We start from the raw sequence: 16401 nt of genomic DNA, 5'->3' as shown, positions 1-16401 counted from the left end.
CCAGCATGTGGAGAGGGGAGCCGATCTACGATGCAAGCTCTAAGCTTCAGGAGCGACTGGACTTCCCACACCTCCTCCGATGATCAGTCGGAAGACATGACGCCTGTTTAGGGGCGCCAGGTCCAGATACAAGGAGCGGCTTCAGCCGCGACGGGCGTTCCCGACCATGTGGGGTCGCGGCTGAAGCCGCTCCTACAAGAACGAGGCGGCCACGGCATGGCGGCGGAGGCCAACCACGCCGCATTGGCTCAGAACTCTTCCCACTCCGCGCTGTCCGCCGGCACGCCCTGGATCGGGCGCGGCTTTGCCGCCGGTTGTCGCACGGGGGCCACGGGCTTGGGCCTGGTGGCGGCAACGACCGCACGCACCGCCGGCCTGGCCGGCTGCGGCCTTGCCGCGGGGGCCGGTGCCGCGCTGATGGCGGCGCCGCCGGCGAGGCGGAACACCGCGACCGCGCGTGCCAGTTCCGCCGCCTGGTCTTCCATGCTCTTGGCCGCTGCGCTGGCTTCTTCCACCAGCGCCGCGTTTTGCTGGGTGCCCTCGTCCAGCTGCATCACCGTCTTGCTGACCTGGTCGATGCCGGCGCTCTGTTCGGCGCTGGCCGCGGAGATCTCGGCCATGATGTCGGTGACCCGCTTCACCGAGGCGACCACCTCGGCCATGGTGGTGCCGGCGCGGTTGACCAGGGTCGAGCCCTGCTCCACTTCCTGCACGGAGTCGGAGATCAGGGTCTTGATCTCCTTGGCTGCGGCCGCCGAGCGCTGCGCCAGCGAGCGCACTTCCGAGGCCACCACGGCGAAGCCGCGGCCCTGTTCACCGGCGCGCGCCGCTTCCACTGCCGCGTTCAAGGCCAGGATGTTGGTCTGGAAGGCGATGCCGTCGATCACGCCGATGATGTCGGCAATGCGCGCCGACGCGGCACTGATCGAAGCCATGGTCGTCACCACCTCCTCGACCGCGCGCCCGCCGTTCTCGGCCACCTCGCCGGTGCTCAGCACCAACTGGTTGGCCTGGCGTGCGCTGTCGGCGTTCTGCTTGACCGTGGAGGTCAGTTCCTCCATCGAGGCGGCGGTTTCTTCCAGGCTGGCCGCCTGCTGCTCGGTCCGCACCGACAGGTCGCTGTTGCCGCTGGCGATCTCGCTGGCGGCGGTGTTGATCGAGCCGACCGCGCGCTGGATGCCCTGCACGATGCCGGTCAGTTGCTCGGCGGTACGGTTGGCGGCGTCGGCGAGCTTGCCGAACGCGCCTTCGTAGCGCACGTCCACACGCTGCGACAGGTCGCCATCGGCGATCGCGCCCATGATCCGGCCGACGTCGGCCAGACCGCTGTCGGCCTGGCGCATCAGCCGGTTCAGCGCCTCGACCATTTCCTTGAACGCGAACTCATAGCGCGCCTCGTCGCCGCGCGCGGTGAAGTCGCCGCGGGCCGCCGCATCGGCCAGGCGCGCGATGTCGCCGTTGACCGCCGACAGGTTGGTCTTGACCACGTCCAGCGCCTCGTGCAGCGCGGCGCGCTGTCCCGGCAACCGGCGCATGTCGCGGCGCAGGTCGCCGCGGCCGTACTCGTCCATGATCGCCATCGCCTCGACGATCGCGTCGAGGTGCTCGAACAGCGCGGTGTTCATGCCGTGCGCCAGCGTGCCGTAGTCGCCGGGGAAGTCTTCCGGCATGCGATGGCTGATGTCCTCGCCCTGCTGCAGCCGCACCAGGGTCTGCATCTCGCCGTTGAAACGCTGCAGCTGGGTCTGCATCTGCTGCATGCTGGCCATCAACTGCCCGGTCTCGTCGCGCGATTCCACCTTGATCGAATTGTCGAAGCGGCCGGAAGCGATCGCTTCGGCGGTCCGCGTGGCCCCGCGCAGCGGCGTGACGATGGCACCGGCGATCAGCCAGCACAGGCCGACGACCAGCACCACCAGGCCGCCGCCAATCACGGTGAGCACCTTGGTGAAGCCCATCGCCTCGGCCTGGATGTCTTCGGCATAGACGCCCATCGCCAGTACCCAGTCCCACTGCGGGTACAGCGCGGCATAGCTGATCTTCGGCAACTGCACCGACTTGCCGGGCTTGGGCGCGGTGTAGTAGCTGAAGCCGTCGCCACTGCGCACCGTGCTCACGATGTCGCGGTAGACGTATTCCCCGGCATCGCTCTTGTAGCCGCTCATGTCGGCGCCGACCGGGCGCTTGGGATGCATGATGACGTGCATCTGCGGGTCGATGACGAAGAAGTAATCGACGCCGCCATTGGTTCTCATGTCGGCGAGCGCGCCCTTGGCCGCCGCCTGTGCCTGCGCCTCGGTCATCTCGCCGCGCTTGGCCAGGTTGGCGTAGTGCTGAATGACGCTCAGGCCCATGTCGACCTGGGTCTTGACGGTCTGCTTGCGCGCATCGACCAGGTTCAGATACTGCAGGCGTGCGGCAGCGACCGCGAGCAGGATCACGCCGAGCGCGATCAACGTGCACAGCAGGACGAACTTGCGTGCCATGGGCAGATTGGCGATACGGCGGCGCAGGAATTGGATCGGATTCATGGCGTCAAGAAAGCAGAAACGGGATTTTGTATCGGCCAGCCTGCGGTCGAACTTGAACCGCGCGGCGTTCGTATAGATGAACGCGCACCACAGTTCCGGGCTGGAGACGGTTTCAGTCAGGCCAACGCGGCGTCCAGCGGCGCACTGGCAGGCAACGCGCTTGCGGCCGGCGGCTCCCACACCAGGCGATGGAAGTCGAAGCCGTGCTGCAGCCGCGGCTTGACCACGTTGAAGTACGGCGACACGTCGAAATCGCGCGGCAGTGTCAGGCTGTGATGGCGCGGATACAGGATTTCCGCGTCCTCCCCGGCATCGGCGCCCACCAGCGGCGTCTGGTCGATCTCCGGCAGGATCGGGTAGCGGATCGCGCCGAAGGCCTGCGCCAGCAGGGTCGAACAGATCGCCCGGGTCGGCTCGCCGCTGCCCAGCTCGAGGAAGCGCCGCTTCACCGACGACGGCAACGGCGGCGTACGCACCAGGTAGCGCGCCAGATCGAAGATGTTCTTCAGGTCGTAGCTGTTGCCGACCCGCGAGACCATGTACTCCACCACGGTCTCGATCTCCTGCGCGCTCAACCCGACCGGGCGGCAGATGCGCGTGTGCAGGCCGGCGAACTCGCTCATCCCGACCAGGCGCACGCCGACATTGATGTCGACATCGCAGAACAGCGGCGCTTCCTCGCCGGGAAGCGCGGCCACGTGGTCGCCGATGTACAGCGCCGCGTGCGACCAGGTGGATTGGCTCAGGTACTTGATGGCGGTGGAGAAGCGGCTGTTGCCCTCGACCAGCAGCACGTCGCCCTTGCGCAGCGTGGCGCGCAGCAGGTGCGGCGGGCTGGTCGGCAGCTGCGAACCGTGGCGGCGCGGCTTGGACAAAAACTTGGCCAGGTGACGGCCCAGCAAACGTGGCAAGGACAGCATGCGCGTTCCCCCGAGGGACGGCCGCTTCGGCGAAACGGCTCCGCTGACAGGGATGGCGGCCTTGCGCCGGATTTCTTGAATGGCGCGCAAGCACCAGCGCACTGCTCACGGTTGCCGCAGGACCGACAGCTCCACGAACTGCGCGCTGCTGGAACGCAGGTAGATCGCATAGCGGCCACGGCCCGGCGCCTGCACCAGGAAGCGGTCTCCCGGTACCGGCTGGAGCTTGTCGACCGCGGCCGCGCCCAGCGGCGCGATACGCAGCCGTACCTTGGCATCGTCCTGCGCTGGCGTGAGATTGGCGACGGTCAGCGCGCCATCGAAGAGCGTGCGGCTCTCGCCCGGCAGCAGCGTCATGATCGCCGATGCCGCGGCCGCTTCCGGCTTGCATGCCGCGGCCTGCGCCTCGGCCAACTGCCGCTGCAGCGGCTTGACCTCCACGTACTGCACGAAACCGTAGGTCGCGCCGATCACCACCAACACCGCCGATACCTCGGCGGACGTGCGCTTGAACGAAAGTCCTTGCCACCATTTCTGCGCCGGCGGTGGCGGCGTCTGTCGGGTCGTTCGGGCCATGCATCACGGTATCGGCGCCGCCACTGCGGTGTCTGCCAGCACCGCTGACAGGGTCGCGCACGGCGGCGTTCGTCTACCGGGCGATACAGCAGCGACGCCGCGTCACTCGCGACAGGCGCCACGTCGAGGTCCGGGCACGGCGCGACATGACGCCGCCGCGCCCACGCAGCTCCAGCACGCGGCCTTGGCTTTCGGGGATCTTGGAATCAGGGAGCGGCGTCGGCAGCGCGTACAGCCCACGCAGCATGTTGCGCCGCAACTTGACGCTGTGCGCGTCCAGGCAGACTCTGGGCATGAAATTACGAAATAATTTTCGCAATCCGAAATTCACTTGTCAAGCGACAGGATCAGGTGGGCCGAGCAAGCTGGCGATTCCCCGGGTCCTCCAGGAACTGCAGATGATCAAGACGATTTCCCAGCGCGCGGCCAGCGCCGCGCCCGACGACGGCGACGAGGCCGGGGACAAGAAGCTGCGCAGTACCGTGCAGTCGCTGGCCAAGGGCTTTCGCGTGCTCGAGGCGTTCTCGTCCGAACACGAGGAACTGTCGCTGAGCCAGATCGCGGCGCTGGCCAGGCTCGATCCCGGCACCACCTTCCGCATGCTCAACACCCTGGTCGAGCTGGGCTACGTGCATCGCGTGCCGGAGAGCCGCCGCTTCCGCCTGACCCTGAAGGTGCTCGACCTCGGCTTCCACGCGATCGCCCGCCGCGATCTGCGCAGCGTGGTGCGGCCGTTGCTGCGCACGCTGGTCAGCGACGTCAACGAAGCGGCCAGCTTCGCGGTCCTGCAAGGCCCCGACGTGCTCTACATCGAACGCGTCCGCGCCGGCATCACCCGCCTGGGCGTGGACATCCGCATCGGCACCACGGTGCCCAGCACCCGCACCGCGATCGGCCTGGCGATGCTGGCGCACCTGGCACCGGCGGAGGTGACGCGCGTGACCGGCGTGGACGTGCAGGTGCAGACGCCTGAAATCGAGGCGATGCGGCGCACCTTCGACTGCGTCCGCCGCGACCGCTACGTGATCCTGGAGTCGATGCTGACCGAGGGATTGCGCGTGCTGGCGGTGCCGGTGCTGGATGCGGACGACTATCCGCTCGGCGCGATCAGCGTCGCCGCGCCGTCGGTCCGCACCAGCCATGCCGAGCTGCTCGACACCGCCCTCCAACCCACGCTGCTGGCCGCCAAGGACATCGCCTTCGCGATCCAGGCCAGCGGGAGTGTTGCCGTGACCGCCCCCAGCACCTGATCCACCCGGGCCGCCGCCCGGCCCTCCCTGTCCGTCTCGCTGCGTGGACGCTTCGGCGCCCGCGCCGGGGTTCCCTTGTCCTGCGAAAGGCAGCCACGATGCTCATGCCCACCACAGCCCCTGCCACCACCGCCAACGCCACCGCCCGCGCGCCGTCCATCGCCGAGGCGCAGGCGGAGATCGGCGCACGCCTCGAACGCCTGCCGATCACCCGCAACGTGTGGTGGGCGCGCAACATCGTCGGCGCCGCCACGTTCTTCGACGGCTACACGGTGATCGCCATCGCCTACGCAATGCCGGTGCTGACCAAGGAATGGCAGCTGTCGCCGGCGCAGATCGGCATGATCCTGTCGGCCGGCTACCTGGGCCAACTGCTGGGCTCGGTGTTCTTCGGCTGGCTGGCCGAGCGCATCGGCCGCCTGCACGTGCTGCTGTTCACCATCCTGCTGTTCGTGTCGATGGACGTGGCCTGCCTGTTCGCCGGCAGCGCCGCGGCGATGATCGCGTTCCGCTTCATCCAGGGCATCGGCACCGGCGGCGAGGTGCCGGTGGCCAGCGCCTACATCAACGAACTGATCGGCTCGAAGAAGCGCGGGCGCTTCTTCCTGCTGTACGAAGTGATGTTCCTGCTCGGCCTGGTCGCGGCCGGCGGCATCGGCTACTTCCTGGTGCCGGCCTATGGCTGGAAGGCGATGTTCATGGTCGGGTTGATCCCGGCTGCGATCATGATTCCACTGCGCTTCTTCATGTTCGAATCGCCGCGTTGGCTCGCCTCCAAGGGCCGCTACGACAAGGCCGACGCCATCGTGGCCGAGCTCGAGCGCAGCGCCGAGCGCCGCCATGGCCCGTTGCCGGCGCCGGTCTTCGACCGCACTGCGCTGCCCAAGGCGCAGCGCTCGGATTGGCGCGAACTGTTCGGCAGCGTCTATCGCAAGCGCACCCTGGTGATCTGGAGCCTGTGGTTCTGCTCGTATCTGGTGGCCAACGGCATCATCACCTGGCTGCCGACGCTGTACCGCACGCACTTCGGGTTGTCGCTGCAGCAGAGCATCGCCTATGGCTTCTTCACCTCGCTGGCGGGTGTCGCCGCCGCGGTGGTGTGCGCGCTGTCGATCGACAAGGTCGGACGCAAGCGCTGGTACGGCCTGGCCTTCGTTGCCGGCGGCGTGCCGCTGCTGGCGCTGGCGGCGCTCGGCGGCACCTCGGCGCCGCAGGTGCTGGTATTCGCGGCGCTGGGCTATGCCGCGGTGCAGACCATCACCTTCTCGCTGTACCTGTACTCGGCCGAGCTCTACCCCACGCGCATCCGCGCCATCGGCACCGGACTGGGCAGCGCCTGGCTGCGCCTGGGCTCGGCCTGCGGGCCGTTGCTGGTCGGCGCGGTGATCGCCGGACTCGGCATCCGCTACGTGTTCGCGGCCTTCGCCGCCGTGCTGCTGGCCGGTGCCGCGGTGACCTGGCGTTTCGCCCTGGAAACCAAGGGCCAATCGCTGGAACAGCTGTCTCCCTGAGCGCATCGCCCGCGCCGCAGCCGGCGCATCGCGCATCGCTTCCGTACCACCCCCGTCGGACCCCGCGTTCGATTCCATCCCCCGTTGATCCAAAGAAGAGGAAATGAGCATGAGCCACATCGACCTGAAAGGCCTGGTTCCCGCGCCGGTCACCCCGTTCACCCGCGACGGCGCCGTCGACTATCCCGCGATCAAGCGCATCGGCGCCTGGCTCGGCGGCATCGATGGGGTCAAGGGCCTGACCGTGCTCGGCCACGCCGGCGAAGGCACGTTCCTGGAGCGCGACGAACAGGCCAAGGTGATCACCGCGTTCCGCGACGCCGTCGACGGCCGCATCCCGATCATCGCCGGCATCACCCTGGAAGGCACCCGCGTGGCGGCCGACGAGGCCAAGCGCGCGGTCGCCGCCGGCGCGTCCGCGGGACTGATCTATCCGTCGCACGGATGGCTGCGCTTCGGCTACCAGAAGGGCGCGCCGCAGGATCGCTACAAGGCCATCCATGAGGCCAGCGGACTGCCGATGATCCTGTTCCAGTACCCGGACGTGACCAAGGCCACCTACGACCTGGAGACGTTGCTGGAGATCGCCGCGCTGCCGGGCGTGGTCGCGATGAAGAACGGCGTGCGCAACATGAAGCGCTGGGACACCGAGATCCCGGTGTTCCGCAAGGAGCGCCCGAACGTGCCGGTGCTGACCTGCCACGACGAGTATCTGCTGCACACCATGTTCGACGTGGATGGCGCACTGGTGGGCTACGGCTGCATTGCCCCGGAACCGCTGCTGGAGATGATCGCCGCCGGCAAGGCCAAGGATTACGCCAAGGCGCGCGAAGTGCACGATCGTCTGCTGCCGGTGACCAAGAGCGTCTATCACCGCGGCTCGCACATGGAAGGCTCGGTGGCGCTGAAGTGGGCGCTGGTCGCGCGCGGCCTGCTCGACCACGCCACGGTGCGTTCGCCGCTGTTGCCGCTGGCCGAGGGCGCCGACAAGGAGATCGCCGCGGCGATGGCCGCCGCCGGCCTCGGCAAGGTGGCCTGACCCGCTCGGGTCGAACAGAGGGCCGCGGACAAGCGCGGCCCTCGTCGCAGCGGCAGCCGGCGTGTCTGCACCGTGCCTGCCGCCTGCGTCGCATCGCGCTTGTCGTTGTTGCTCTCGCCGGCTCCCCCACAGGCGTTTCTGTCGACGGCACGGCGCACGCCCCGAGCGGTCTTCGCGTCGCTGCGTGACTGCAAGCTCCTGCCCTCTCACGTCTTACCCGGTCCGGACCCGCGCCCCACCTGCGCGGGTCAGGCGCCTCCCTTCGTCCGTGGAATCCGCTCCCATGTCGCGCACCCTGTCGCTGCTCGCGTCGGCCGCACTGACGGCCGCCCTCCCCGTATCCGCCGTCGCCGCCGACACCGGGCAGTGGCTGGACGAGCACGGCATCGCGCCGCGCTTCGTCTGGTCCAACGATTATGCGCGCAACGTCGACGGTGGCCTGTCGCGCGGCGATCGCAATGCCGGCGGCGTGGTCGCCGGCGCGGATCTGGATCTGCAACGCCTGTTCGGCATTCCCGGCGCCACGCTGCACGCCACCGGCGCCTGGTACTACGGCGACAGCCTGTCGCAGCGGCAGATCGGCAATGGCGTCAAGGTGCAGGGCTACTGGTATCCGCAGCAACAGGCGCAACTGGCGCAACTGACCTGGGAACAGGTGTTCGCCGACGGCCGCTGGCAACTGGTCGCCGGACGCATGAACACCACCTGGCAGTTCGCGCGCAGCCGCTACGGCTGCCGCTTCGTCGGCGCCTCGGACTGCCCATTCCAACTGAGCCAGGCCGATGGCGGTTTCGTCGGCTTTCCCTACGTGAACTGGGGCGCGAAGCTGCGCTACAAGCACGATGCCAACTATGTCTCGGTGGGCGCGTTCGAACTGAATCCGCAGCGCAAGAACACCCATGGCCTGGACTGGAGCACCGCCGACAGCAACGGCGTGCTGGGCACGCTCGAGGTCGGCTACGAACCCGATCCCGCGCGCGGCCAGGGCGCGCCGCGCTACCTCGCCGGCCTCTGGTACAACTCGGCCGACTACAGCGATCTGCGCTACAACCAGGCCGGCGGCTTGCGCGGGCTGGTCGGCGGCCCGGCGCGCCTGTACGACGGCGGGCGCTGGGGCGCGTATGCGATGGGCGAACGCGCGCTGTACCGGCCGCAGGGCATGGCGAGCAAACGCATGCTGGTCGCCTTCGGCAACATCGCCGCACCGTTCGATGCGCACCAGGTCTACGACCTGCAGGTCACCGCCGGCCTCTACTACAGCGGCCCGTTCGCATCGCGGCCGGGCGACGGACTCGGCGTCATCGCGAATTACTACCGTTTCAGTGCCGACCAGCAGGGCTACATGAACGACCTCCTGCGAAAGCGCGGCGCGGTGCCGGCCATCTCGCGCAACGAGGTCATGGTCGAACTCAACTACAGTTATCGCATCGCCCAGTCGCCGCTGTTCCTGGTGCCGAACGTGCAGTACATCGTCCACCCCGACATCCTGGGCAATCCCGCCGCGCGCCGCGCGCCGGACGATGCGCTGGTGATCGGTTTGCGGGTCATGCTCAACATCGGCGGCCTGGGCACGCCGAAGTGACTCAATGCGTGCGGCCCATCGGTGCTGGCGGCCGCGACACGCGATCGCCGCGCGACCAAGGCACCGGCACGGCGCCTCGCATTCACCGCATCCGCATCCGCATCCGCATCCGCACCGCAATGTGATCCAGCCCCGCGCGCCGGGCGCAACTACTCGCTGAACGAAGCCGCGAGGCGGGCACGCAAGTTCGTAAATGTACAGCTGGACATTTTTATCGTCGTCACCATGACGACGCCCAAGCCCCACCGCCCTCGTCCTCGCGGCCGCCCGACCAAGGACCAGCCCGATGGCCGCCAGGCCTTGCTGTCGGCCGCATCCGGCGCCTTTGCCCGGTACGGATTCGACGGCGCCGACATCCGCAGCATCGCGGCCGCTGCGGGGGTGAGCCCGAACCTGGTGCGCGTGCATTTCGGCAGCAAGGCCGCGTTGTGGGACGCCTGCGTGGACCAGTTCGCGCAGGCCCTGCGGCCGCGGCTGGCGGCGATGGCGCAATTGACCACGGACGCCACGCGCGCGCTGCCTGAGCGGCTGGCGGATGCGATCCTGCTCATGGCCGCCTTCTACGACACCCATCCGGCGGTGCGCGACTTCGTGGCGCGGGTGGTCTCCGAACGCCCCGAGCGCGCTGCCGTGGTCACCGAGCAGTTGCTGCGCCCGGCCTATGCCGCCGGCCAGGCGTTGATCCTTGCCGGAATCCAGGCCGGCATCGTCAAGGCGACGCACCCGGCGCTGTTCTTCGTGCTGCTCAACAGCATGCTGAGCCAGCCGCCGGAGTTCCCACAACTGCTGGCACGGCTGGCGCCGGAAATTGGGCCCGGCGAGGCGCGGACGCGGCTGGTCGAGACCGTGCTCGCCACCCTGCTGCATGCCCCGCATCCCGGCGTCGATCCCGCACCGATCGCCCCATCGCACTCTCCCCAGGAAGGCACCCCATGACGCAGGCCATCCCGCAACCGCGTTCGCTGCCGCTGCTCGGCAATTTCCACCATCTCGATGCGGATGCGCCTGTGCAGAGCCTGATGCGGCTGGCCCAGGTGCATGGCCCGATCTTTCGCCTGCACAGCGGCCCGCTGTCGCTGACCGTGCTGAGCGGACAGGACCTGGTGGACGAGGTCTGCGACGAAAGCCGCTTCGCGAAGAAGCTGCACCGTCCGCTGCAGGCCTTGCGCGACCTCGGCGGCGACGGGCTGTTCACCGCCTACAACGACGAGCCCAATTGGGCCAAGGCGCACCGGCTGCTGATGCCCGCGTTCGGTCCGATCGGCGTGCGCTCAATGTTCGGGCGCATGGAGGACATCGCCGAACAGATGCTGCAACGCTGGGAACGGTTCGGCCCGGACGCGGTGATCGACGTGGCCGACAACATGACCCGGCTGACCCTCGACACGATCGCGTTGTGCGCGTTCGACTACCGCTTCAACAGCTTCTACCAGAACGAGATGCATCCCTTCGTCGCAGCGATGGTGGGCGCCCTGGCCGAAGCCGGTGTGCGTGCGCGTCGACCGGACCTGGCCAATCGCCTGCTGGCGCCGGGCCGGCGCCGCTACGAGGCCGACCTGGCGATGATCCGCGGCGTCGCCGACACCTTGATCGCCGAGCGCAGGGCCGACCCCGCCGCGGCCTCGCGCGACGACCTGCTGAACCTGATGCTGTACGGACGCGACCAGGCGACCGGGGACGGACTGTCGGACGAGAACATCCGCTATCAGTTGGTGACCTTCCTGATCGCCGGCCACGAAACGACCAGCGGCCTGCTGTCGTTCGCGCTCTACCTGCTGCTGCGCCATCCGACGGCGCTGGCGCAGGCGCGCCAGGCGGTGGACGCCGCGCTGGGCACGCAGCCGCCGCAGGTCGAGGACCTGGCCAGGCTGCGCTACATCGAACAGATCCTGCAGGAAACCCTGCGGCTGTGGCCGACCGCACCGGCGTTCGCGGTCGCCGCGCGCGAAGCGACAACCTTGGCCGGCCGCTATGCGGTGACGCCGCAGGACACGCTGCTGGTGCTGATTCCCACCCTGCATCGGGATCCGAAGGTATGGGAGGAACCGGAAGCCTTCCGCCCGGAGCGCTTCGCGCCCGAGGCGGCCGAACGGCTCCCGCCCAATGCCTGGAAACCGTTCGGCAACGGCGTGCGCGCCTGCATCGGGCGCGGCTTCGCGATGCAGGAAGCGCAGCTGGTGCTGACGATGATCCTGCAACGTTTCGACCTGGACATGGTCGATCCGAACTACCAACTCAAGGTCGCCGAAACCCTGACCCTGAAGCCGGACGGCTTCCGCATCCGCGCGCGCCGCCGCGCCGATGTCGCGGTGCGCGCGCGCAGCGCGCTGCCGACGGCGCCGCAGAAACCGCTGGCGCCTGCTGCGACGTCGGTCCCCGCCGGCACCGCATCGGGCACGCCGCTGCTGGTGCTGTACGGCGGCAATTCCGGTTCGTGCGAAGCCTTCGCGCAGCGCATCGGCGGCGATGCGGCCGCGCAAGGGTACGCACCGGTGGTCGCGCCGCTGGACGAGCATGTCGGGCGCCTGCCGCGCGACGGCGCGGTGGTGGTGGTCACCTCTTCCTACGAAGGCCAGCCGCCAGACAACGCGCGCCGCTTCGTGGACTGGATCGACACCCTGGCGGCCGGCGATCTGGCCGGCGTGCGCTACGCCGTGTTCGGATCGGGCAACCGGCAATGGGCGCGCACCTACCAGGCGATTCCGAAACGCGTCGATGCCGCACTGGAGGCGGCGGGCGCCACGCGCTTCAGGCCGCGCGGCGAAACCGACGCCGGCGGCGATTTCTTCGGCGGCTTCGATGCCTGGTACGCCGAGCTGTGGACGGATCTGGGGCAGGCACTGGGAAAGGCGGCGCTGGAGCAGACCGCGCACGCGCTGGAAGTGGACATCGTCCCCTCCGCCCGACTCGACGCGTTGCGCCTGACCGAGCTCGACCAGGGACGCATCGTCGACAATCGCGAACTGGTCGACATGTCCGCACCGTTCGCCCGCTCCAAGCGTCACATCGAGATCGCGCTGCCCGATGGCATGCGCTATCGCACCGGCGACTATCTGGCGGTGCTGCCGCGCAACCCCGCCGCGCAGGTCGAGCGCGTGCTGCGCCGCTTCGGCCTTGCCAGCGATACGCAGGTCGTCATCGGCCAGCGTCCTGGCGCCGCCTCCAGCCTGCCCAGCGGCTATCCGGTCGCGCTGGCGCAGGTCCTCACCGACTACGTGGAACTGGCGCAACCGGCCACGCGCGCGCAGATCGTGCAGTTGGCGGCCGCCACGCGCTGCCCGCCCGATCGCGACGCGCTGGAAAGGCTGGCCGTCGAGCCGGCCTACACCGACGAGGTGCTCGCCAAGAAAACCAGCCTGCTCGATCTGCTGGAGCGCTTCCCCGCCTGTGAGCTGGCGCTGGGCGCATTCCTCGGCGCGCTGCCGGCCATGCGCGCGCGGCAATACTCCATTTCCTCCTCGCCGCTGCGCGACCCGGCACAGTGCTCGCTGACCGTGGCCGTGCTCGACGCACCGGCGCTGTCGGGAATGGGGCGACGCCGCGGCGTGGCCTCCACTTACCTGGCCGGCCTGGATGCGGGCGCGCTGGTGTCGGTTGCGGTGCGGCCGTCGCAGGCGAGCTTCCACCCGCCGGAAGATCCGGCCACGCCGATCATCCTGGTCTGTGCCGGCAGCGGCATCGCGCCGTTCCATGGCTTCCTGCAGGAGCGCGCGATCCAGAAGGCCGGCGGCCGCGCCGTCGGCGAGGCGTTGCTGTTCTTCGGCATCGACCATCCCGACGTCGACTGGCTGTACAAGGACGAATTGCGACGCTGGCAGGACATGGGCGTGGTCGATGTGCGCCTGGCCTGCTCGCAAGCGCCGCAGGACGGCATCGCCTATGTCCAGCACCGCATGTGGCAGGACCGCGAGCGCGTGTCGGCGTTGTTCCAGCAAGGCGCCACCGTGTTCGTCTGCGGCGACGGCGAGCACATGGCGCCGGCGGTGCGCGACACCTTCGTACGCATCTATCGCGACAGCATGGGCGTCGGCGCCGACGCGGCCAACGCCTGGGCCGATCGGATGGAACGCGAACACGGCCGCTACGTGGCGGATATCTTCTCGTGACGGTGCGGCGGTCTGAGGGACAGCAATGGCGGCGGCCGCCCGCGGCTGTGGTCGTCCCGGGCGGTCTGGCGAGCAGCCAGGCACTGGCGGCGTTCGTTCGTGCCATGCGCGCCCACGCAGGAGCGTGCAGATGATCAGCAAGATCATCGCGTGCCTCTGGTTCGACAGCACTGCGCTGGAGACCGCCACGTTCCACCTCGAGACCTGCGGCGGCAACTGAGGCAGGCGCACACGCACGCCTGCGCCGCGGACGCGTAACCTTCCCCTTCCCCATGCATCGCCTGGATCGCGCCTCAATGGCCAACCCCTACTACCGCGGCCCCGTCAGCGACCATTTCGACGGTGTGCGCTTCTTCAACCCGGACCAGCCCACCATCGACAACGCATTGAGCAAGGTCCTACGCTGGAAAGCCGCCATGGGCGCCGTGCGCTGGCCCGCGCAGGTGCCGGTGACACCCGCTGTGCCGGCGCAGCGGCACGACGGCCTGCGCATCACCATGGTCGGCCACGCCACGCTGATGATCCAGGCCGGTGGCCTCAATCTGCTCACCGACCCGGTGTGGTCGCAGCGTGCGAGCCCCTCGCAGATCGCCGGGCCCAAGCGGGTGACGGCACCAGGCATCCGCTTCGCAGACCTGCCCCCCATCGATGCGGTCCTGCTGAGCCACAACCACTACGACCACTTCGACCTGACGACCTTGCGCAAGCTGCACGACGCGCACCATCCCCTGTTCGTGATGCCGCTGGGCAACGACGTGCTGTTGCGCAAGCGCGTTCCCGATGCGCGCATCGCCACCGGCGACTGGCATGAGCGGCTGCCGATCGGCGACACCGCGACGGCGACGCTGACCCGCGCCAACCATTGGTCCAGCCGTGGCATCGCCGACCGCAGGATGGCGCTATGGTCCGGCTTCTTCATCGAGACGGCACGGGGGTCGGTGTGGTTCGCGGGGGACACCGGCTATGGCGATGGCGCCATCTTCCGCGAGATCCGCGAACGGCACGGCGCGCCCGACGTGGCGTTGATCCCGATCGGTGCCTACGCGCCGCGCTGGTTCATGGCGCCGCAGCACATCGACCCCACCGAAGCGGTGCGGATCTTCCAGGACACCGGCGCGCGGCACGCGCTCGGCATCCATTGGGGCACCTTCCAGCTCACCGACGAAGGCCGTGAGGCGCCGCGCGAGGCGCTGTCCGCGGCACTGCACCTGGCGGGCATCGCCGCCGCCGGCTTCGTCGCCGCCGAGCCCGGGCAGGCGTTCGACTTCGCCGATTCCGCGCCATAGGGTTCGCGCACCGCCATCGCCCGGCGAGCGGCGCGACGCGACGTTCGCCCGCCGCGCTACGCCAGTAGTCGCGCGTGGAGCCCGGCTACACTCCACGCCCCACTCTTCCGGAGACCCGCATGCGCGACCTCAGCCCCCTGCCTTCCATCGCCCTGGGCCGCTACCGCCACTTCAAGGGCGGCGAGTACGAGGTGCTGGGCGTGGTCCGCAGCAGCGAGACGCTGGAGCCGCTGGTGCTGTACCGGCCGCTCTACGGTGAAGGCGCGATGTGGGTGCGGCCGTACCCGATGTTCGTCGAGCAGGTGGAGGTCGACGGCGTGCGCCGCCCGCGCTTCGCGCCGATCGACGCGGAGGCCTGAGCGCGCGGCCGCCACGTCTGACGCGACGCGCTAGCGCTTGGACGCGCTGTCCACGTCGCTCTTGGTCGCGGCGTGATCCTGCGCCGGGCGGTTGCGGTTCTTCTTGGCGCGCGTCACCAGATACAGCATCGCGGCGATGAGCAGGACGAACAGTCCGGCGACCCAGGGCATCAGCGTGGTGTCCATTCGACACTCCAATTCGGTTGCACAGCGGTCACCAGACCACACACGCAGTGAAGGCCTTGGCTAGCGCGCGAGCGGAGTCGGCACCACGCGCGCATCGCGAGCGCACGACGACCGGATTCATCGGTCGGTCCTGACCCGTTCGATCAGCGCCCCTGCGACGGCCTTCGCGCCAAGCGGCATTACTCCGGTCGCAGCCCATCGCACTCCACACGCCGCGATCGCCTCGCTGTCGAGGCCTGGAACCTGGAAGAGGCACTCGCGGCACACGGCGCACCACCCGAGCGGCACACGCCTTCGGGGCGCAATGGCGTGCCGGCTGGCGCGTCGCCATCCCTGTCGTGCGCGCATCGAACCCAACCGAGGCGCGTTGACATACGCCCTGTACGCAAATAACGTACACCGCGTATGTGAATGAGATATCCCCGTGCACCAGCGCCGCAGCCGCCGCGAGATGATCGAAACCACCCGCGCCAGCCTGCTGGCCGCGGCGCGGCAGGCGTTCGCCACGCACGGCTTCGCGCATACCTCGATGGACGTGTTGACCGCCGAGGCCGGCCTCACCCGCGGCGCGCTGTACCACCACTTCGGCAGCAAGGACGGCCTGCTCATCGCGGTCATCGAGCAGATCGAGGCCGAGGTGGGCCTGCGCCTGCAGGCGGTGTCCGACGCGGCGCCCACGCCGTGGGACGGCTTCCGCCGCCGTTGCCGCACCTACCTGGAACTGGCGCTGGAGCCGGAGATCCGCCGGATCATCCTGCAGGACGCGCGCGCCGCCTTCGGCGACGTGCCGCCGGCCGCGCAGTCGGTGGGGATCGCCGCGCTGCAGGCGGCGCTGGAAGCCTTGATCGCCGCCGGCACGGTGGCGCCGCTGCATGCCGGGGTGATGGCACGCATGCTCTACGGCGCAATCACCGAGGCGGCGTTCTGGATCGCCGAGCCCGACGCCGACCTGCATGCGCGGCTGGCCGATGCGCTGGACGCGCTGGACCGGCTGCTCGACAGCCTGCGCGCGCGCTGAGCGCGCCGCGTCTCTTCTTCGCCTCCCACCCAGGACC

At 69.1% G+C, this 16401-nt stretch carries 13 protein-coding genes; 9 read left to right on the top strand and 4 right to left on the bottom strand.

Annotated features, from left to right (window positions below; genetic code table 11):
* Positions 1-248 precede the first annotated feature (248 nt).
* The 3 genes from QN245_RS03580 to QN245_RS03570 all read right to left on the bottom strand — a co-directional run bounded on the left by QN245_RS03580 (position 249) and on the right by QN245_RS03570 (position 4027).
* Complete coding sequence (locus tag QN245_RS03580) at positions 249-2513, bottom strand: methyl-accepting chemotaxis protein (protein WP_425612939.1); 2265 nt, start codon at positions 2511-2513, stop codon at positions 249-251.
* 134 nt (positions 2514-2647) lie between these two features.
* On the bottom strand, positions 2648-3451 hold the full coding sequence (locus QN245_RS03575) for a YiiX/YebB-like N1pC/P60 family cysteine hydrolase (RefSeq protein WP_160966064.1): 804 nt from the start codon (positions 3449-3451) through the stop codon (positions 2648-2650).
* Positions 3452-3556: 105 nt separating this feature from the next.
* The gene (locus QN245_RS03570) at positions 3557-4027 is read right to left on the bottom strand and encodes a hypothetical protein (protein WP_317844587.1); all 471 of its coding nucleotides are present in this window, start codon (positions 4025-4027) and stop codon (positions 3557-3559) included.
* A 398-nt stretch (positions 4028-4425) separates the two neighbouring features.
* Here QN245_RS03570 and QN245_RS03565 point away from each other — a divergent pair, with 398 nt between their 5' ends.
* From QN245_RS03565 to QN245_RS03530, 8 genes are all read left to right on the top strand, one after another.
* Positions 4426-5277, top strand: coding sequence for an IclR family transcriptional regulator (locus tag QN245_RS03565; protein ID WP_317844586.1), 852 nt, complete (start codon positions 4426-4428; stop codon positions 5275-5277).
* A 104-nt stretch (positions 5278-5381) separates the two neighbouring features.
* Entirely contained in the window at positions 5382-6788 is a 1407-nt protein-coding gene (locus QN245_RS03560) for an MFS transporter (protein WP_184447250.1), read from the top strand.
* 109 nt (positions 6789-6897) lie between these two features.
* The gene (locus tag QN245_RS03555; RefSeq protein ID WP_184646043.1) at positions 6898-7827 is read left to right on the top strand and encodes a dihydrodipicolinate synthase family protein; all 930 of its coding nucleotides are present in this window, start codon (positions 6898-6900) and stop codon (positions 7825-7827) included.
* 283 nt (positions 7828-8110) lie between these two features.
* Positions 8111-9409, top strand: a complete 1299-nt coding sequence (locus tag QN245_RS03550; RefSeq protein ID WP_317844585.1) for a carbohydrate porin — start codon at positions 8111-8113, stop codon at positions 9407-9409.
* A gap of 21 nt (positions 9410-9430) precedes the next feature.
* Positions 9431-10345: a TetR/AcrR family transcriptional regulator gene (locus QN245_RS03545; RefSeq protein ID WP_317844584.1), complete on the top strand. Its 915-nt coding sequence runs from the start codon at positions 9431-9433 to the stop codon at positions 10343-10345.
* Positions 10342-13515 carry a bifunctional cytochrome P450/NADPH--P450 reductase gene (locus tag QN245_RS03540; RefSeq protein ID WP_317844583.1) on the top strand — a complete coding sequence of 1058 codons (3174 nt, stop codon included), beginning with the start codon at positions 10342-10344 and terminating at the stop codon, positions 13513-13515. Before QN245_RS03545 ends, QN245_RS03540 begins: the two co-directional genes overlap by 4 nt.
* Before the next feature lie 296 nt (positions 13516-13811).
* Complete coding sequence (locus tag QN245_RS03535) at positions 13812-14801, top strand: MBL fold metallo-hydrolase (protein WP_317844582.1); 990 nt, start codon at positions 13812-13814, stop codon at positions 14799-14801.
* Between the two features lie 119 nt (positions 14802-14920).
* Positions 14921-15160, top strand: coding sequence for a DUF1653 domain-containing protein (locus tag QN245_RS03530; protein ID WP_184447256.1), 240 nt, complete (start codon positions 14921-14923; stop codon positions 15158-15160).
* Positions 15161-15190: 30 nt separating this feature from the next.
* Here the strand turns inward: QN245_RS03530 and QN245_RS03525 are convergent, their stop codons facing one another.
* Positions 15191-15346 carry a hypothetical protein gene (locus tag QN245_RS03525; RefSeq protein WP_019796750.1) on the bottom strand — a complete coding sequence of 52 codons (156 nt, stop codon included), beginning with the start codon at positions 15344-15346 and terminating at the stop codon, positions 15191-15193.
* Positions 15347-15770: 424 nt separating this feature from the next.
* Here QN245_RS03525 and QN245_RS03520 point away from each other — a divergent pair, with 424 nt between their 5' ends.
* Positions 15771-16364 (top strand): TetR/AcrR family transcriptional regulator, encoded by a 594-nt coding sequence (locus QN245_RS03520; RefSeq protein ID WP_160966042.1) that lies wholly within the window; start codon positions 15771-15773, stop codon positions 16362-16364.
* Positions 16365-16401 lie beyond the last annotated feature (37 nt).

Source organism: Xanthomonas rydalmerensis (assembly GCF_033170385.1).
GTDB classification, from domain to species: Bacteria; Pseudomonadota; Gammaproteobacteria; order Xanthomonadales; family Xanthomonadaceae; genus Xanthomonas_A; species Xanthomonas_A rydalmerensis.
This window is presented reverse-complemented; position numbering and strand designations above follow the sequence as displayed.